The sequence below is a fragment of the Rhodopseudomonas sp. RCAM05734 genome (assembly GCF_052658035.1).
This window is the reverse complement of sequence record NZ_CP199742.1, coordinates 562141-577683: the sequence shown is the minus strand read 5'-3', so window position 1 is coordinate 577683 and position 15543 is coordinate 562141. Positions and strand designations below refer to the sequence as shown.

General features: G+C 65.3%; 13 protein-coding genes and 1 pseudogene. 5 read left to right on the top strand and 9 right to left on the bottom strand.

Annotated features, from left to right (window positions below; all coding sequences use genetic code 11):
* Nucleotides 1–28: 28 nt before the first annotated feature.
* Nucleotides 29–837 (bottom strand): annotated as a pseudogene (locus tag ACUXVA_RS02970) (ComF family protein).
* Between the two features lie 75 nt (nt 838–912).
* Here ACUXVA_RS02970 and ACUXVA_RS02965 point away from each other — a divergent pair.
* Nucleotides 913–1761, top strand: a complete 849-nt coding sequence (locus ACUXVA_RS02965) for a methyltransferase domain-containing protein (protein WP_265083542.1) — start codon at nt 913–915, stop codon at nt 1759–1761.
* Here ACUXVA_RS02965 and mutT read toward each other — a convergent pair whose 3' ends face one another.
* The 3 genes from mutT to ACUXVA_RS02950 all read right to left on the bottom strand — a co-directional run bounded on the left by mutT (nt 1762) and on the right by ACUXVA_RS02950 (nt 3972).
* Nucleotides 1762–2160, bottom strand: coding sequence for an 8-oxo-dGTP diphosphatase MutT (gene mutT / locus ACUXVA_RS02960; RefSeq protein WP_445490760.1), 399 nt, complete (start codon nt 2158–2160; stop codon nt 1762–1764).
* Nucleotides 2161–2333: 173 nt separating this feature from the next.
* Nucleotides 2334–3575 carry a bifunctional glutamate N-acetyltransferase/amino-acid acetyltransferase ArgJ gene (argJ, locus tag ACUXVA_RS02955; RefSeq protein ID WP_265081651.1) on the bottom strand — a complete coding sequence of 414 codons (1242 nt, stop codon included), beginning with the start codon at nt 3573–3575 and terminating at the stop codon, nt 2334–2336.
* A gap of 97 nt (nt 3576–3672) precedes the next feature.
* Nucleotides 3673–3972, bottom strand: a complete 300-nt coding sequence (locus ACUXVA_RS02950; RefSeq protein ID WP_265081652.1) for a hypothetical protein — start codon at nt 3970–3972, stop codon at nt 3673–3675.
* Nucleotides 3973–4271: 299 nt separating this feature from the next.
* Between ACUXVA_RS02950 and ACUXVA_RS02945 the strand changes: the two genes are divergently transcribed.
* Nucleotides 4272–4745, top strand: a complete 474-nt coding sequence (locus ACUXVA_RS02945) for a hypothetical protein (protein ID WP_413776438.1) — start codon at nt 4272–4274, stop codon at nt 4743–4745.
* Between the two features lie 7 nt (nt 4746–4752).
* Here ACUXVA_RS02945 and ACUXVA_RS02940 read toward each other — a convergent pair whose 3' ends face one another.
* The 5 genes from ACUXVA_RS02940 to ACUXVA_RS02920 all read right to left on the bottom strand — a co-directional run bounded on the left by ACUXVA_RS02940 (nt 4753) and on the right by ACUXVA_RS02920 (nt 11697).
* Complete coding sequence (locus tag ACUXVA_RS02940) at nt 4753–5961, bottom strand: EAL domain-containing response regulator (protein WP_265081654.1); 1209 nt, start codon at nt 5959–5961, stop codon at nt 4753–4755.
* 245 nt (nt 5962–6206) lie between these two features.
* The gene (locus tag ACUXVA_RS02935; protein ID WP_445490757.1) at nt 6207–7211 is read right to left on the bottom strand and encodes a Bug family tripartite tricarboxylate transporter substrate binding protein; all 1005 of its coding nucleotides are present in this window, start codon (nt 7209–7211) and stop codon (nt 6207–6209) included.
* Between the two features lie 142 nt (nt 7212–7353).
* The gene (locus tag ACUXVA_RS02930; protein ID WP_265081656.1) at nt 7354–8571 is read right to left on the bottom strand and encodes an MFS transporter; all 1218 of its coding nucleotides are present in this window, start codon (nt 8569–8571) and stop codon (nt 7354–7356) included.
* Between the two features lie 109 nt (nt 8572–8680).
* Nucleotides 8681–9658 carry a TAXI family TRAP transporter solute-binding subunit gene (locus ACUXVA_RS02925; RefSeq protein WP_445490754.1) on the bottom strand — a complete coding sequence of 326 codons (978 nt, stop codon included), beginning with the start codon at nt 9656–9658 and terminating at the stop codon, nt 8681–8683.
* Nucleotides 9659–9672: 14 nt separating this feature from the next.
* Nucleotides 9673–11697 (bottom strand): TRAP transporter permease, encoded by a 2025-nt coding sequence (locus tag ACUXVA_RS02920; RefSeq protein WP_445490752.1) that lies wholly within the window; start codon nt 11695–11697, stop codon nt 9673–9675.
* Nucleotides 11698–11924: 227 nt separating this feature from the next.
* On the opposite strand from ACUXVA_RS02920, the gene ACUXVA_RS02915 reads away from it, so the two are divergent.
* The 3 genes from ACUXVA_RS02915 to ACUXVA_RS02905 all read left to right on the top strand — a co-directional run bounded on the left by ACUXVA_RS02915 (nt 11925) and on the right by ACUXVA_RS02905 (nt 15539).
* Complete coding sequence (locus ACUXVA_RS02915) at nt 11925–12872, top strand: TAXI family TRAP transporter solute-binding subunit (RefSeq protein ID WP_265081660.1); 948 nt, start codon at nt 11925–11927, stop codon at nt 12870–12872.
* A 187-nt stretch (nt 12873–13059) separates the two neighbouring features.
* Nucleotides 13060–15165 (top strand): TRAP transporter permease, encoded by a 2106-nt coding sequence (locus ACUXVA_RS02910; protein WP_265081661.1) that lies wholly within the window; start codon nt 13060–13062, stop codon nt 15163–15165.
* A complete protein-coding gene (locus ACUXVA_RS02905; protein WP_265081662.1) occupies nt 15162–15539 on the top strand; it encodes a DUF1850 domain-containing protein in 378 nt (125 codons plus the stop codon). Before ACUXVA_RS02910 ends, ACUXVA_RS02905 begins: the two co-directional genes overlap by 4 nt.
* Nucleotides 15540–15543 lie beyond the last annotated feature (4 nt).

The window sequence follows — 15543 nt, the reverse complement described above, 5'->3', positions numbered from 1 at the left end:
GCACGCTCTGTTGTGAATAATGCCCTGATTATATGGGAGCTTTGAGGGCGTCCACAACCCGCGCAAACACCAGCACGTCGACCTGGCGGGCGTGGGCGCGCAGCAATGCCCGTGCGCAGGCGTCGACGGTGGCGCCGGAGGTCAGCACGTCGTCGATCAGGATCACCCGGCGGCCCTGGATCTCGGGGCGGCGGTCCACCGCCACCTGGAAGGCGCCCTGGACGTTGCTGGCGCGTTCGGCGCGCGACAGCCCGACCTGGTGCTCGGTCGGGCGGATGCGGCGCAGCGCATCGCGAGCCACCGGCACGCCGCTATGCCGCGCGATGGCGCGGGCCAACGTCCCGGCCTGGTTGTAGCGGCGGCTCCAGCCGCGCCGCCAGTGCAGCGGCACCGGCACCAGCAGGTCGGCATCCTCGAGCAGTTCCCGTCCGGCGCGGGCCATCCAGCGCCCCATCGACGGCGCCAGGTCGGTGCGGTCGTGGTATTTCAGCGCATGAACCAGGGTCCGGGCGACCTCGTCATAGCGCACCGCCGCCCGCGCCCGCTGATAGGCCGGCGGGTCGGCGATGGCCTGCATCGACAAGAGGCCGGGGCCGGGGTCGTAGACGAAGGGAATGCCGAGCCGCGGACAGAACGGCGGCGCGATGAACGACAATTTCGCCCAGCACGTGGCGCAGAGCCTTCGCCAGCGACCGGTTCGCGGCATGCCACGCACAAGGTCGGCAGCGCGATGTCGAGCGCCGCGCGGGCGGTGTGATACCATGCCTGCCGGCACAGCCTCAGCGCGCCGCGCAAAGGCGTCGCGAGGGAACGTGAAGATGCAGCTTCGGCGTCCATGATCGAACGCTACTCTTGGCCATGCCGGCTCTCAAGTGCGTTGCCACAGGCCCGAAATCCGGCGTACCAAGCCGCATGGCCGCCAATCCCAATACCGCTCCGATCCTGTTCGACCGTGCCTTGCTGCGGTCGCGGCAGGCCCGTGCCGCAAAGCTCGGCGCGGAAGCTTTCCTGCTGGACCGGGTCGTCGCGGACCTGGATGATCGCCTGCAGGCGGTGCTGCGCAAGTTCACCGCTGCCGCCGACATCGGCACCCCCGGCGAGGGACTCCGTGCTGCGCTTGCGGCACGCATCGAAACGTTGACGCCGGTAGCTGTGCCCGACGACGAGCGCGAAGGCCTGCGGCTGGCGCCGGAATCCCTCGACCTCGCGGTCTCCGCGCTGGCGCTGCAGACGGTCAACGATCTCCCCGGCGTGCTGGCGCAGATCCGGCGCGCGCTGAAACCCGACGGCTTGCTGCTGGCGGCGACGCTGGGCGGCGATACGCTCACCGAGCTCAGGCAGTCCTTCGCGGCAGCCGAGGCCGAACTGGACGGCGGCGTGTCGCCGCGCGTCGCGCCATTCGCCGATTTGCGCGACATCGGCGCGCTGCTGCAGCGAACCGGTTTCGCGCTGCCGGTGACCGACGTCGATCGGATCGTGGTGCGCTACGACAGTGCCTTCGCGCTGATGCAGGATCTGCGCAGGATGGGCGCCACCAACGTGCTGGTCGAACGACGCCGCATCCCGCTGCGCCGCGCGACTCTTTTGCGCATGGCGGCGGTCTATGCCGAGCGTTTCAGCGATCCCGACGGCCGCATCCGCGCCACCTTCGAGGTGATCTGGCTGTCCGGCTGGGCGCCCCATGAAAGCCAGCAGAAGCCGCTGCGGCCCGGCTCGGCGAAAGCCAGCCTGGCGGACGCGGTGCGGGGGATAAAGCCGTAACTACAGCACGTCGATCAGATGCGGGATCAGCGGGATGTCCGCCGCCGGCATCGGGTAGTCGCGAAGCTTGTTGGCCCGGACCCAGGCCAGATTCTGGCCTTCGCGGGCCACCGCAAGTCCCTCCCAGCGCCGGCAGATATACAGCGGCATCAGCAGGTGGAAGTCGTCATAAGCGTGGCTGGCAAAGGTCAGCGGCGCGAGGCACGCCTCCTTTACGGTGATGCCGATCTCCTCATGCAACTCGCGGATCAGCGCCGCCTCCGGCCGCTCGCCGGGCTCCAGCTTGCCGCCGGGGAATTCCCACAGCCCGGCCAGCGACTTGCCCTCGGGCCGCTGCGCAATCAGCACGCGATTGTCGGCGTCGACCAGCGCCACGGCAACAACGAACAGGAGTTTCATCGGACGTGCCTGATGGCGAGCGCAGCAGCTCGCCTCATACGTGCTGTCATCCCCCGCGAAAGCGGGGGATCCAGCATTCGGCGCAGCCGCGGATCGTGCACGACCGTCACGGCGTACTGGATCGCCCGCTTTCGCGGGCGATGACAATAGCGAATGGGGTGAGCTCTCGCGTCTCACGACCGGTAATCGCCATTGATGGCGATGTACTCCTTGGTGAGGTCGCAGGTCAGAACACGGTCGCGGCCTTGGCCGAGGCCGAGCGCGACCTTGATCTGGATCTCGGCCTTCTTCATTGTCGCCGAGACCTCGGACTCGTCATAGGCCGGATCGCGGGCGCCGGATTTGGCGACGCGGATGCCGTTGAACGAGATGGAGAGCTTGTCGCGGTCGGCCGGCTGGCCGGCCTTGCCCACCGCCATCACCACGCGGCCCCAATTGGCGTCCTCACCGGCTACCGCGGTCTTCACCAGCGGCGAATTGGCGATCGACATGGCGATCTTTCGCGCCGATGCCTTGGAGGTGGCGCCCTCGACGATGATCTCGATCAGCTTTCGCGCGCCTTCGCCGTCGCGGGCGATCTGTTCGGCCAGGTCGGCGAGCACCGCCTGCAACGCCTTGACGAAGGCCTTCAGCCGGATATCGCTCGTCTTGGTGATTTTCGGCGCGCCATGCGCCGCGGCGGCACCGGTCGCGAACATCATCAGGGTGTCCGACGTCGAGGTGTCGCCATCGACCGTGACGGCGTTGAAGGTGTCGCCGACGCCGGCCTTGAGCAGCGCCTGCAAAGCGGGGGCGCTGATCGGCGCGTCGGTGAAGATGAAGGCCAGCATGGTGGCCATGTCCGGCGCGATCATTCCGGAGCCCTTCGCCATGCCGTTGATCGTCACCTTGGCCTTGCCGAGTTTCACCGTGGCGGTGGCGACTTTCGGAAATGTGTCGGTGGTCATGATCGCCCGCGCGGCATCCATCCAGCCACCGGGGCTGGCGCTGTCCGCCAGCGTGCCGAGTACGCCGTCGAACTTGCTGGCGTCGAGCGGCTCGCCGATCACGCCGGTGGAGGCGAGGAAGATATCCTCGGCCTTGCAGCCCACCGCTTTCGCCGCGATGGCGCCGGTCAGCTTGGTCGAGGCCTTGCCGGTCTTGCCGGTGAAGGCGTTGGCATTGCCGGAATTCACCACCAGCGCCCGGGCCTGCCCGCCCTTGAGGTTGGTACGGCACCAGTCCACCGGGGCGGAAGGGCACTTCGATGTGGTGAAGACGCCGGCTGCCGTGGTGCCCTTGTCGAGCACCACCAGCAGCACATCGGTGCGGCCCTTGTAGCGGATGCCCGCTGCGGCGGTGGCGAGGCGTACGCCGGCGATCTCCGGCATGTCAGGAACAACAGTGGGGGCGAGCGGGGAAACTGGGAGGGCCATGAGCGCTTTCAACTGTTCTGAAATAACGAAGCGCTCTGTAACACCTCTCCGGCCGCTTCGGGAGAGGCGTTCGATGTCATCTGGTCGTCATGCGGGCTCAGCCCGGGCCGAATTTGAACCTGCCGTCGTCTTCCAGGAACGGCCCGCTGCGCATGTAGAGCTGGCCGTTTTCGCCGATGAAGAACAGCGTGTTCTTCGGCACCTTCTTGGCGCCCTTGAGCAGAAACTTTGCGTTGTTGGTGCCCATCTTGTAGGCCTGCGTCTTGCCCTGGGCGTCGTAGCCATAGCCCATGTCGGGTGACAGCACCCATGGCGTCGGCGCCTGCGCCGCGGCCGGGGCTGCCAGCGTCGCGAGTGCGATCGCGGCGGCAAGCATCATGGTCGATGGTCTGGTCATACGGGTGTCTCCAAATGTCGCCCCCGCAAGCTGGGGGGCGCGTGTCGGTGCCATCGGCAAATCTCCGATGGTTCGTGCGGGTTTTCAACCCACGGCAATCGTGCATCGCGCAATCCGTCCATTGTGGCTGCCAATTCGGCCGCTGTCTTGAACAAATAACGAACGGTTGGCATGATGGATGTCCTGCAGTGCACCGGCGAGTCTGTCATTCCCGGCGCGGCTGCCGGAAGCTACCGTGGATGCAGGGCCAGACCGGGCGGCGAATGATCGCCGGCCGGCAACAGTCGGGGATGATTCGGATGCGACAGCGGGCGAAGTACGGGTTGATTGTCGCGATGGTCGGGTGGCTGTCGCCGGCGGCGGCCGATGACTTCAAGCTGGTCAGCAACCAGCGCATTTCCTGCGGCCGGGGGCTGAGCGCCGGCAAGCTGTCGACCGCCACCTGCCGATCCTATGCCTATCTGTTCAACGCGAAGACCTCGGAATATTTCCGCTGCTCGGTCAGCCTGTCGATGACCCGCGACGCCAAGGAGATCATCAACGTCCAGAGCGATGGCGGCTGCGTTAAAAAGCCGCGCATCTTCGACACCGACTCCAGCTACTCGTTCGACGCCACCGAGACCGAGCCGCCGAATACCAATTCGTTCTTCGGCAACGGCGGCTATGCGGTATGGGCCAGCGACAACACCGCGCGAAAGGTTCGCGGCTGCATCACCATCGCCTCGGGACTTGGCTCCGACGTCGCCAAGTGCCTGGATATGACGTTCGACTAGCGCCGTCTCAGCCCGACGCCAGCAGCGGACGGGCCATGGCGGCGCGGCTGAATTTCCTGACCCCCATCGGCTTTCCGAACAGATAGCCCTGCACCAGGCCGAATCCCAACTCATGGGCGGTCAGGTAGTCGGCGCGGGTTTCGACGCCGGTGGCCACGGTGCGGGCGCCATAGCCGTTGGCCAGTTCGATGATTCGGCTGCACACCGTCCGCTTCAGCCGGTCGTCGGCGAAACCGGTGACGAATGTGCGGTCCACCTTCAGTTCCACGAAGGGAAACGTCTCCATATACAGCAGAGCCGGCCAGTCCGCGCCGATGCCGTCGATGGAGATCGCGATGTTATGCGGCCGAACCTGCCTGGCGACGTCGATGACCAGATCGAGGTTGTCCAGCACTTCGGCGCTCTTGATCTCGAGCAGCAGGCCGCTGAACGCCGGATCGGTCGGCATCCAGCGGCACAAGTCGCGCACCGCCCGGGGATCCCTGAGAAAGGCGACCGGCAGGTTGATGGAGAGGTCGACGGGGCCCTGGTGGTCCAGCAGGGTGCGCCAGTCTTCCATGGCGCGAAAGATTACGAACTGCGACAGCGCGCGGAAATGCGGATCCTTGTCGTCCGGCAGGAAGTAATCCGGCGGGACCACGCCCCAGTTCGGATGCCGCATCCGAACCATCGCCTCGGCGCCGCACGGCGCCAGCGTGCGGGTGTTGATCTTCTGCTGGTACCACAATTCGAGCCAGCCGGCCTTCAGTGCCTCGGCCACGTCCACTGCCGGGCGCGGCGCCGGCTCGGTCGGCAGAAGCAGCGCCACGGCGTCGCGCAGCGTGCCGGCGCTGAACGGCGTCGACAGCGGCGGCAGCATGGCGATGCCGTAGTCCTCCGCGAGCTTCTGCACCGCCACGAGCATGACCGACTCGCGCGGGCCGATCGCCAGGACCTTGCCGTCGAACTTTGCGGCAGCGAGGATTTCAAGGATTCTGCCGGCCTCGATACCCTTCACAGAGAGACCGATGACGATGAGATCGGGCAGCTCTGTCTCGAGAATTGCGTGCAAATCGTCGGCGCGTGCGCAGTCGCTGGTGACAAAGCCGAGTTCGTCCAACGCTTCGGCGAGAAACGTCCGGATATGGGCCTTGCTGTCGGCCACGCAGACACGCGGCGTCACCTTGCGATGTCCGAACGCCGCTCGTCTCAGTTCGTCTTCTGTCAGTTGATGCATGCCCGCTCCAGTTTGGATTGGGTCGGGTTTACCGCTGCGCAGAGGTTCAAATTGAGGAAACTCCTGGAGCCCTCACAGAAATGAGACGGTAAGGTTAAACGATCGAATGCAGTTAAAACTTGAGCGACTGCGGGCGCGAACGATTCTCGTTTCCCGGGCGCGCTTGTCGGTCGCGCGAGACGGTCTGCGCGCGGACTCACGGCAGGCAAAGGACAAGCAGCCTTTGCCTGCCGTGAGAGTGTCGGTTACTCCGGCTTGATGCCTGCGAACTTTGCGACCTTGCCCCACTTCTCGGTTTCCGACAGCACATAGGCCTGCATGTCTTCCGGCGAACCGCCGGCCGGCTCGGCGCCGAGCTTGCGCATGCGCGCGATGCCATCCGCGGTCTTGATGTACTTGTCGATGCTGGCATTCAGCTTGACGATGATCTCCTTCGGCGTCTTCGCCGGCGCGGCGACCGTGAACCACGAGGCGGCTTCGTAACCGGGCACGCCGGCCTCGGCGATGGTCCGGATCTCCGGCAGCAGCGGCCAGCGCGTGGCGGTGGAGACGGCGATCGCACGGATCGAGCCGGCTTCGGCGAAGGGCTGCGAGGCCGGCAGGTTGTCGATGGTCAGGTGGACCCGGCCGGCGATCAGGTCGGTCAGCGCCGGGGCACTGCCCTTGTAGGGCACATGAACGATATCGACGCCGGTCATGGATTTGAACAGCTCGGTGGCGACGTGGGCCGTGCTGCCGAGCCCCGGCGTGGCGTAGAAGAACTCGCCAGGCTTGGATTTGGCCAGCGCGATGAATTCAGCGACCGATTTCACCGGCAGCGTATTAGTCACCGAGAAAAGATTCGGGACCCGTGCGATGACGATCACCGGCGCGATGTCGTTGATCGGGTCGTACGTCATGTTCTTGAATACGTACTTGTTGATGGCGTGGGTGCCCGGCGTGCCGACGATGAAGGTGTAACCGTCGGGATCGGATTTGGCCACGTAGTCGGCTGCGATGTTGCCGCCGGCGCCGGTCTTGTTCTCGACGATGAACTGCTGGCCCATTTCTTCGGACAGCTTTGCCGCCACCAGCCGTGCCAGCACGTCGGTGGTGCCGCCGGCGGCGAACGGCACGACCATCTTGACCGGCCGTGCGGGCCAGACGTCGGCGCGCGCCTTGCGCGAGAGCAGTGGCAACGTACCGAGCGTGGCGGCAGCGCCGACAATCAGGGAGCGGCGGGACGGCCGCGAGAAGGGAGCAGATGACATCAGTTGGGAGTCCTCGATATGCCGGCATCTTGTGCGCCGGGTCCATGACGAGGGTAATAAGGGGTCCCACTCGCCGATACCAGTGCAGGTTGCCACTTCTTAAGTATGGGGGGCCTCCGCATCTGCGTCCTGGCGCCGCAGCTCACTCCGGCCGGGTTTCCGGCATCAGCGCGAGAAATAGACCAAGCCCGACGGCCGCGACGCCCGCGAGCGACAGGAACGCAGCGCTATAGCCCGCCTTGACGACGATCAGTCCGGCCGCCGCGGTGCTGAGCGCACCGCCGAGACCCGCCGCCGTGGCGATGGCGCCCTGGCTGACGTTGAAGTGGCCAGTGCCGTGGGTGAGGTCTGCGACAACCAGCGGAAACAGCGCGCCGAAAATGCCGGCGCCGACGCCGTCCAGCAACTGGACGCCGACCAGCCAGTACGGATTGTCCGACAGCGGATAGAGGGCGCCGCGCAGCACCAGCACGGCCAGCGCGGCGGCAAAGATCGGCTTGCGGCCCCAGATATCGGCGGTGCGGCCGACGACGATGGCCACCGGCACCATGACCAGCTGCGCCGCGACGATGCACACCGACATCAGCGTGGTGCCGAGCTCCTTATTTACCAGCGCCAGCTTCTGTCCGACCAGCGGCAACATGGCGGCGTTGGAAAAGTGAAACAGCACGGTGGCCGCGGCGAACACCAGCAGCGGCCGGCAGGTGATCAGCACCTGGAAGCCCGACGGCTGGTCGCCGTGGCCGGCGCCGCGCGCGGTGCTGTCGTCGAGGCCGCGCGCCACATGGTCGTCGATGGCGTCGCCGGGCACCGCCAGCGTTGCGAGAATGCTCGCAACCGCCATCGCCGCCATCAGCCAGAACACCACGATGGGCCCGAAGAACCAGGCAAAGCTGCCGGCCAGCGTCGCCGCAACGGCGTTGCCGGCATGGTTGAAGGCCTCGTTGCGGCCGATCCGCCGCGCGAACGCCTTGGGGCCGACGATGCCGAGGGTGATGGCGGCAAGCGCCGGCGCGAACACCGCGGCGGCGACTCCGGTCAGCGACTGGGTCGCTGCGACAAACAGGAAGCCGGGATAGAGCGGCAATATGATCGAGCTGAGGGTGACGATCATGGCTGCGATGATGACCACCGCGCGCTTGGCCGTGGTCTTGTCGATCAGCGCGCCGGCCGGCGTCTGGGCGATGATCCCCGCCAAGGCAGCAACCGACATCACCACGCCGATCGACGCCTCGTCCCACTTCTGGACGGTCAGCAGATAGATCGCCAGATACGGCCCGAGCCCGTCCCGCACATCGGCGAGAAAGAAATTCAGCGCATCGAGCGGACGCTTTACCCTGTCTGCATCCGCGCCTGCCAAACGATCCTCGCTATTGCTGCCGTGTCGCCAGCCAACGACGCGCTGGCGATCCGGTTCCACAGCGATGGCAGAAAAGCAACGCCGCGCTATCGAACTACCGGCAGCAGTGTTACCCGCCGATGCCCTTCTCCTTGAAATACTTTAAGGCGCCCGGGTGGAACGGGATCGGGGAGCGCTCCTGGATCTGGTTGTCGAGCGAGAAGCTCTCGGCCTCCTTGTGCACGGCGACAATGTCAGCCTTCTTCTCCACCAGCGTCTTGACGATGTTATAGGCGTCGTCATTGCTCATCTTGTCGCCGGTGACGATGATGTTCCAGACCTCGGCAATGGCGTTGTCCTTGTCGGTGCCGGGATAGGCGCCGGCCTTGATGGTGCTCGCGCTGTAGAGCTTGCCGTATTTGGCGTTCATTTTCTCGACCGTGTCGCTGTGGTCGATCAGCTTCATCTTCATGCCGGGGGAAGCCGCCAGATCGGTCACCGCCGCGGTCGGAATGCCACCGACCCACAAGAAGGCGTCGATCTTGCGATCCTTGATCGCGTTCACGGATTCGGCGACGCCAAGTCGCTCGCGCTTGACGTCCTTGTCCTTGTCGATACCGGCGGCTTCCAGCACGCGAAACGCCATCACCTCGGTGGCGCTACCGGGCGAGCCCGTCGAGACGCGCTTGCCCTTGAGGTCGGCCATCTTCTCGATGCCGGTGCCCTCGACGGTCACCACATGCATACGGTTGGGATAGACCACCAGCAGGCTCTGCAGCGGCACCTTGCCGCTCTTGAACTTGTCCTGGCCGTTATAGGCATCGAGCGCTGCATCAGCCATGCTGAAGCCGAGTTCGCTCTGGCCCGAGGCGATCAGCTTGAGGTTATCGACCGAGCCGCCGGTGACTTCCGCGGTGGCCTGGGTGTTCGGCAATGCCTTCGACAGCACATTGGCGATGGCGCCGCCGAGCGGATAATACACGCCGCCGGTGCCGCCGGTGCCGATCGCGATGGTCTTCTGCTGGGCGTAGACGCCACCCGCAAACGCCAATCCCGCCGTCAATGTGACGGCCAGCGCAACGGTCGTCTTCCTGAATCTGCTGAGCATCGTGCGTCTCCCTGTCATATCGTGACGGCCGGTCGTGAAGGCGCCGGCGTTCTGTATTGCCACAGTAGCACGCCCAGGCCGATGACGAGACCCGGGACAAAAGTATAGCTGATGTCGCGCCCGGTCAGCGATTCCAGGATCGCCTCGATCAGGCTGGGAAACACCAGCAGCAATCCCGATAGCAGAAGCAGGCCGCGTTCGAGCGGGGTGGTTTGTCGCAGGGCCCAATTCTGCGCGACGGCGGCGAGCGCCAGCAGGCCGAAGGTGGTCTTGATGGTGATCTCGACGACGTCGATCCATGAGCCGCCCTTGGGGATCGCCAGCAGCAGCCCGACGCCCTGCGGGTCGAGCACGAACACGAACGGCACCAGGAACGCGGGCAGGGTGTATTTCCACGATTGCAGCGTGGTGCGGTAGGGATCGCCGCCGGTGATCGCGGCGGCCGCGAAGGGTGACAGCGCGGTGGGCGGCGAGACTTCCGACAGCACCGCATAATAGAAGATGAACATGTGCGCGGCGTAGTCGGGCACGCCGAGCTTGATCAGAGCGGGGGCCGCGATCACCGCGCAGATGATGTAGGACGCCGTGACCGGCACGGCGAGACCGATAATCCAGACGATCAGCGCGGTATAGATCGCCGTCAGCAGCAGGCTGCCGCCGGCATAGGCGATCACGATCGACGAGAACTTCAGCCCGAGGCCCGTGAGAGTCACGACCCCCACGACGATGCCGGCGCAGGCGCAGGTGGTGGCGGCATTGAGCGCGCCGATCGAGCCGTCGGCCAGCGCCTTGACCAGTTTCCTCGGCACCAGTGCGATTTCCTTGCGCAGGAAGCTGAGCGCGAAGGTGACGGCGGTGGCATAGAACACCGACAGCGACGGCGAGTAGCCGATCAGCATGAAGATGACCACGGCGATCAGCGAGATGAAGTGGAAGCCGTAACGCTTCGTCATCTGGCCGATGGTCATCTCCGGCTTGAAGTTGACGTCGTGGGCGCCAAAGCGCTTGGCGTCGAGCTCCACCATGATCAGCAGCGACAGGTAGTAGAGGCAGGTCGGGATGGTCGCCATCCAGATCACGTCGAGATAGCTGATCTTGAGAAACTCGGCGATCAGGAACGCCGCGGCGCCGAGCACCGGCGGGGACAGGATCGCGCCGAGGCCTCCCGCTGCCAGCAGGCCGCCGGCGGCGTTCTTCTCGAAGCCGGCCTTGGCGAGCATCGGATAGGCGACGGTGCCGATCATCACCGTGGTGGCGACGCCGGAGCCGGACGGGCCGCCGAGCAGGAACGACGACAGCACCACGGTGCGGCCGGCGGCGTTGGGTTTGCCGCCCATCAGCGCCAGCGAAAAGTCGATGAAGAATTTTCCGGCGCCGGACATCGCCAGGAACGCGCCATAGATGGTGAACAGGATGATCAGCGTGGCGGAGACGTCGACCGCGACGCCGAAAATGCCTTCCAGCGTGATGAAGAGATGGCCGACCAGGCGCGGCAGGTCGTAGCCGCGATGGGTCCACGGCGCCGGCAGATGCGGCCCGAGCATCGCATAGGCGATGAAGAACAGCGACACGACCGGCATGATCAGCCCGGTGGTGCGCCGCGTCGCCTCCAGCAGCAGCGCGATGAACACCACGCCGACGATGACGTCCCAGTGGTCCGGCAGTGTCGCGCGGTCGGTGAAATCATCGCCGCCCCACAGCGCATAGACGATGGTGCCGACCGCGACGATGCCCGGCACCACGTCCCACCAGCGCACCCGGTTGCGAAACCGCGTCGCCAGCGGGAAGAGCAGGAAGCTCAGCACCAGCGTGAAGGCGACGTGGGTGTAGCGCAGCTCCTGGGTCGGCACGATGGCGTAGGCCGCGTAGAGATGAAACAGGCTCATGACCACGGCGATGGCGGTGGAAATCCACCCGGCCCATCCCATCAGCCGGTTGGTGGCGCCTTCGTCCGCCTCGATATAGGCCTCCGCCTTGAGCAGTGCTTCGTTGGAAACGACCACCGTCTCTTCGACATCGCGCGGTTTGTCTGCAGCCATCTTCCCCCCGGAACCGTTTCCCAGCGCCGGCTGTGCCGGTCTCATCTGTTGCCGCATATTGATCCCGGTTTGCCGAAGCGTGGCAAGTGCCGTCCGGCGAAATTTCGGCTGCGGCTTGCCCGGATCTGCAAAACATATTGCTGCGACTGCATTATTGGCCATTCGGATGGGTTGACCGCGCGCCTTCATCCGTCCACTTTCCGGCCAAATTTGACGGGAGAGAAATCATGAAATCGAAAATGACCGCGGTCGCACTCGCCGCCGCCACGCTGCTGTCTGCGCCGGCCGCACATGCCCAGCAATTCATCAACGTTCTGACCGGCGGCACCTCCGGCGTGTACTATCCGCTCGGCGTCGCCATCGGAAAGATCTACAGCGACAAGATTCCGAACGTGAAGACCCAAGTCCAGGCCACCAAGGCCTCGGTGGAGAACCTGATCCTACTGCAGCAGGGGCGCGGCGAGATCGCGTTCGCCCTCGGCGATTCCCTGAAGGCCGCCTGGGACGGCGACGAGGAAGCCGGCTTCAAGGCCAAGCTCGACAAGCTCAGGGTGATCGGTGCGATCTATCCGAACTACATCCAGATCGTCGCCACTGCCGAAAGCGGCATCAAGACGCTGGCCGACCTCAAGGGCAAGAGCCTGTCGGTGGGCGCGCCGAAGTCCGGCACCGAGCTGAATTCGCGCGCGATCCTGGCGGCAGCGGGGCTCAGCTACAAGGATCTCGGCAAGATCGAATACCTTCCCTTCGCCGAATCCGTCGATCTGATGAAGAACCGCCAGCTTGCCGCGACGCTGCAGTCGGCCGGCCTCGGCGTCGCGTCGCTGAAGGATCTCAGCACCTCCACCGACATCACCGTGGTCTCGGTTCCCAAGGAGACCGTGGACAAGATCGGCCCGCCCTTCGTGTCGGTGGTCATTCCAGCCAAGACCTATAACGGCCAGGACAAGGACGTTCCGACCGCCGCCGTGGTCAACTATCTGGTGACGAGTTCCGCGGTGTCCGACGATCTGGCCTATCAGATGACCAAGCTGGTCTATGAATCGCTGCCCGAACTGGCCAATTCCCATGCCGCCGGCAAGGAGATCAAGCTGGAGACCGCTGCGGCCGGCAGCCCGGTGCCGTTGCATCCCGGCGCGATCCGCTTTTACAAGGAAAAGGGCCTGATCAAGTAACAGGCCGATTGCGCCCATCCTGTCGTCATGGCCGTTATCGGCGCGTCGTCGCGCCGCTGTCCCGGCCATCCCGTCTGTCAGGGCGATCGATGAAGACTGTCATGCCCGGCACATCCGGCGAAGCTACGCTTCGCGCTTGGCCGGGCATGACCAATTTGAGCGTTGATCATATTCGAGGACCACGTTGATGCTGCAGGCTGAGGGCGCGGAGCCCGTCAAGGTTGAGTTCGACAATTTCGAGCACGGTTTCCCCGAAGGCTTCGGTCCGGGCGGCTGGGGCAAGCTGGCCTATGCGATCGGCATCGCCTTCGCGACCTTCCAGCTGGTGATCGCGGCGTGGAACGTGCTGCCGAGCCAGGTGGTGCGCGGCGTCCATGTCGGCTTCCTGATCCTGATGACCTTCGGTCTGATCGGCAACTTCACCGCGAAGAACAACACCGGCCGCGCCATCGGCTGGTTCATCGGCGGTCTTGGCTTCATCTGCGGCCTGTACCAGTGGATCTTCTATGCTGACCTGATCGCCCGGGACGGCGATCCGACCCGGCTCGATCTCGCGGTGGGTACGCTGCTGGCGGTGCTGATCTTCGAAGGCACCCGCCGGCTGATGGGCCTGGCGCTGCCGCTGATGTGCGGGGCTTGCCTGCTGTACTGGTTCTTCGGCCAGTACCTGCCGGCGCCGCTGAATCATCGCGGCTATGATTTCGACCAGGTCATCACTCACCTGTCGTTCGGCACCGAAGGCTTCTACGGCGTGCCGATCTATGTGTCGGCCACCTATATCTTCCTGTTCATCCTGTTCGGCTCGTTCCTGGAACGCGCCGGCATGATCCAGCTGTTCACCGACGTGTCGCTCGGCCTGTTCGGCGGCACCCGCGGCGGACCGGCCAAGGTGGCGGTGTTCGCTTCCGGCATGATGGGCACCATCTCCGGTTCCGGCGTCGCCAACGTCGTCACCGTCGGCCAGTTCACGATTCCTCTGATGATCAAGTTCGGCTACCGCCGGGCGTTTGCCGCCGGCGTCGAGGCCACCGCCTCGATGGGCGGCCAGATCATGCCGCCGGTGATGGGCGCGGTTGCCTTCATCATGGCGGAGACGCTGGGTGTCGAATATTCCGCCATCGTCAAGGCGGCGGTCATTCCGGCGATCCTGTATTTCGCTTCGGCGTTCTGGATGGTGCATCTCGAAGCCGGCAAGCACGGCCTCGTCGGCATGAAGAAGTCCGAAATTCCGAATGCCTGGAAGGCGCTGGTCGCGCGCTGGTACCTGGTCCTGCCGCTGGCGGCATTGGTCTACATGCTGTTCGAGGGCTTTACGCCGCTCTATGCCGGCACCATGGGTCTGTCGCTCACCGTCGGCTTGATCCTCGGCGCCAGCATCGTGCTCGGCTTCTCCAACCAGGCGCTGCGCTTCATCTTCTGGATCGGCCTGGCGCTGATCGTCGGCGTCACGTTCCGCGACGGCATCGACATCCGCCTGGTGGCGGCGATCGTGTTCGCGCTGGTGCTGATCAGCGCGCTCACCCGCGGCGGCCGCGCCACGCTCGCGGCCTGCCGCGACTCGCTGGCCGACAGCGCCAAGTCGGCGCTCACCGTCGGCATGGCCTGCGCCATCGTCGGCACCATCATCGGCATGATGACCCAGACCGGCGTCGGCACCATCTTCGGCGGCTGGGTGATCGGGCTCGGCGAGAAGAGCCTGTTCCTGGCGCTGGTGATGACCATGCTGCTGTCGATCCTGCTCGGCACCGGCATTCCCACCATCCCGACCTACATCATCACCGCCGCGCTGGCCGCGCCGGCGCTGGCCAAGCTCGGCGTGCCGCTGATCGTCAGCCACATGTTCGCGTTCTACTACGGCATCATGGCCGACCTTTCGCCGCCGGTGGCATTGGCGGCACTCGCCGCGGCGCCGATTGCGCGGGAGAATCCCGACAAGATCGGCTGGGAGGCGATGCGCATCGCCCTGGCGGGCTATGTGATCCCGTTCATCGCGGTGTATTCGCCGGCGCTGATGCTGCAGCCCGGCGATCCGATGGCGCTCGAACTCGGCTTCTATGGCGCGGTGGTCTACGCCACCTTCAAGGCGCTGGTGGCGATTGCGCTGTTCGGCATGGCGGCGATCGGCTTCCTGTTCACGCGCATGAATTTCGGCGAGCGGCTGGTGTCGTTCGTCGCCGCGCTCTGCCTGCTCGGCGAGTTCGTCTACAGCGACTGGATCGGCTACATCATGACCATCGGCATCGTGATCTGGCAGTGGCGGCAGCGTCCCACGCATAAAGTGGCCGCGGCTTGAGCCTCTGCCTGATTTCCGCCGGCGTCACCAAGACGCTGGCCGTGGCGGCGTTCACGCTGGTGTGGACCCATTCGATCGAGAAGGTCGACTGGCAGGAAGACTGGGCGATCACCCCGGCCGGCCTTGAACTGGTGCAGGCCCGCGTCAAGGGCTCCGGCGCCGGCATGGAGCCGCCGCCCGAGGCACGATTGGTCAATGGCTGGTTTCAATGGCGACCGCAGCGCGCGCCGATGCCTGAATTGGCGCTCGGCAATTCGGGAGCGGCGGGCGAATGGCGGCTGTGCAACGATGGCCGCTGCCGGACGCTGTCGGAAATTCTCGACCATCCCGTCGGCGCGAATGTTACCATCATGCGCGCCTGCGATAACAAATAAAGAT

Coding starts and splice junctions, on each gene's coding strand:
- ACUXVA_RS02965 (WP_265083542.1), top strand. CDS start 913: ATGGCCGCCAATCCCAATACCGCTCCGATCCTGTTCGACCGTGCCTTG.
- mutT (WP_445490760.1), bottom strand. CDS start 2,160: ATGAAACTCCTGTTCGTTGTTGCCGTGGCGCTGGTCGACGCCGACAAT.
- argJ (WP_265081651.1), bottom strand. CDS start 3,575: ATGGCCCTCCCAGTTTCCCCGCTCGCCCCCACTGTTGTTCCTGACATG.
- ACUXVA_RS02950 (WP_265081652.1), bottom strand. CDS start 3,972: ATGACCAGACCATCGACCATGATGCTTGCCGCCGCGATCGCACTCGCG.
- ACUXVA_RS02945 (WP_413776438.1), top strand. CDS start 4,272: ATGCGACAGCGGGCGAAGTACGGGTTGATTGTCGCGATGGTCGGGTGG.
- ACUXVA_RS02940 (WP_265081654.1), bottom strand. CDS start 5,961: ATGCATCAACTGACAGAAGACGAACTGAGACGAGCGGCGTTCGGACAT.
- ACUXVA_RS02935 (WP_445490757.1), bottom strand. CDS start 7,211: ATGTCATCTGCTCCCTTCTCGCGGCCGTCCCGCCGCTCCCTGATTGTC.
- ACUXVA_RS02925 (WP_445490754.1), bottom strand. CDS start 9,658: ATGCTCAGCAGATTCAGGAAGACGACCGTTGCGCTGGCCGTCACATTG.
- ACUXVA_RS02920 (WP_445490752.1), bottom strand. CDS start 11,697: ATGGCTGCAGACAAACCGCGCGATGTCGAAGAGACGGTGGTCGTTTCC.
- ACUXVA_RS02915 (WP_265081660.1), top strand. CDS start 11,925: ATGAAATCGAAAATGACCGCGGTCGCACTCGCCGCCGCCACGCTGCTG.
- ACUXVA_RS02910 (WP_265081661.1), top strand. CDS start 13,060: ATGCTGCAGGCTGAGGGCGCGGAGCCCGTCAAGGTTGAGTTCGACAAT.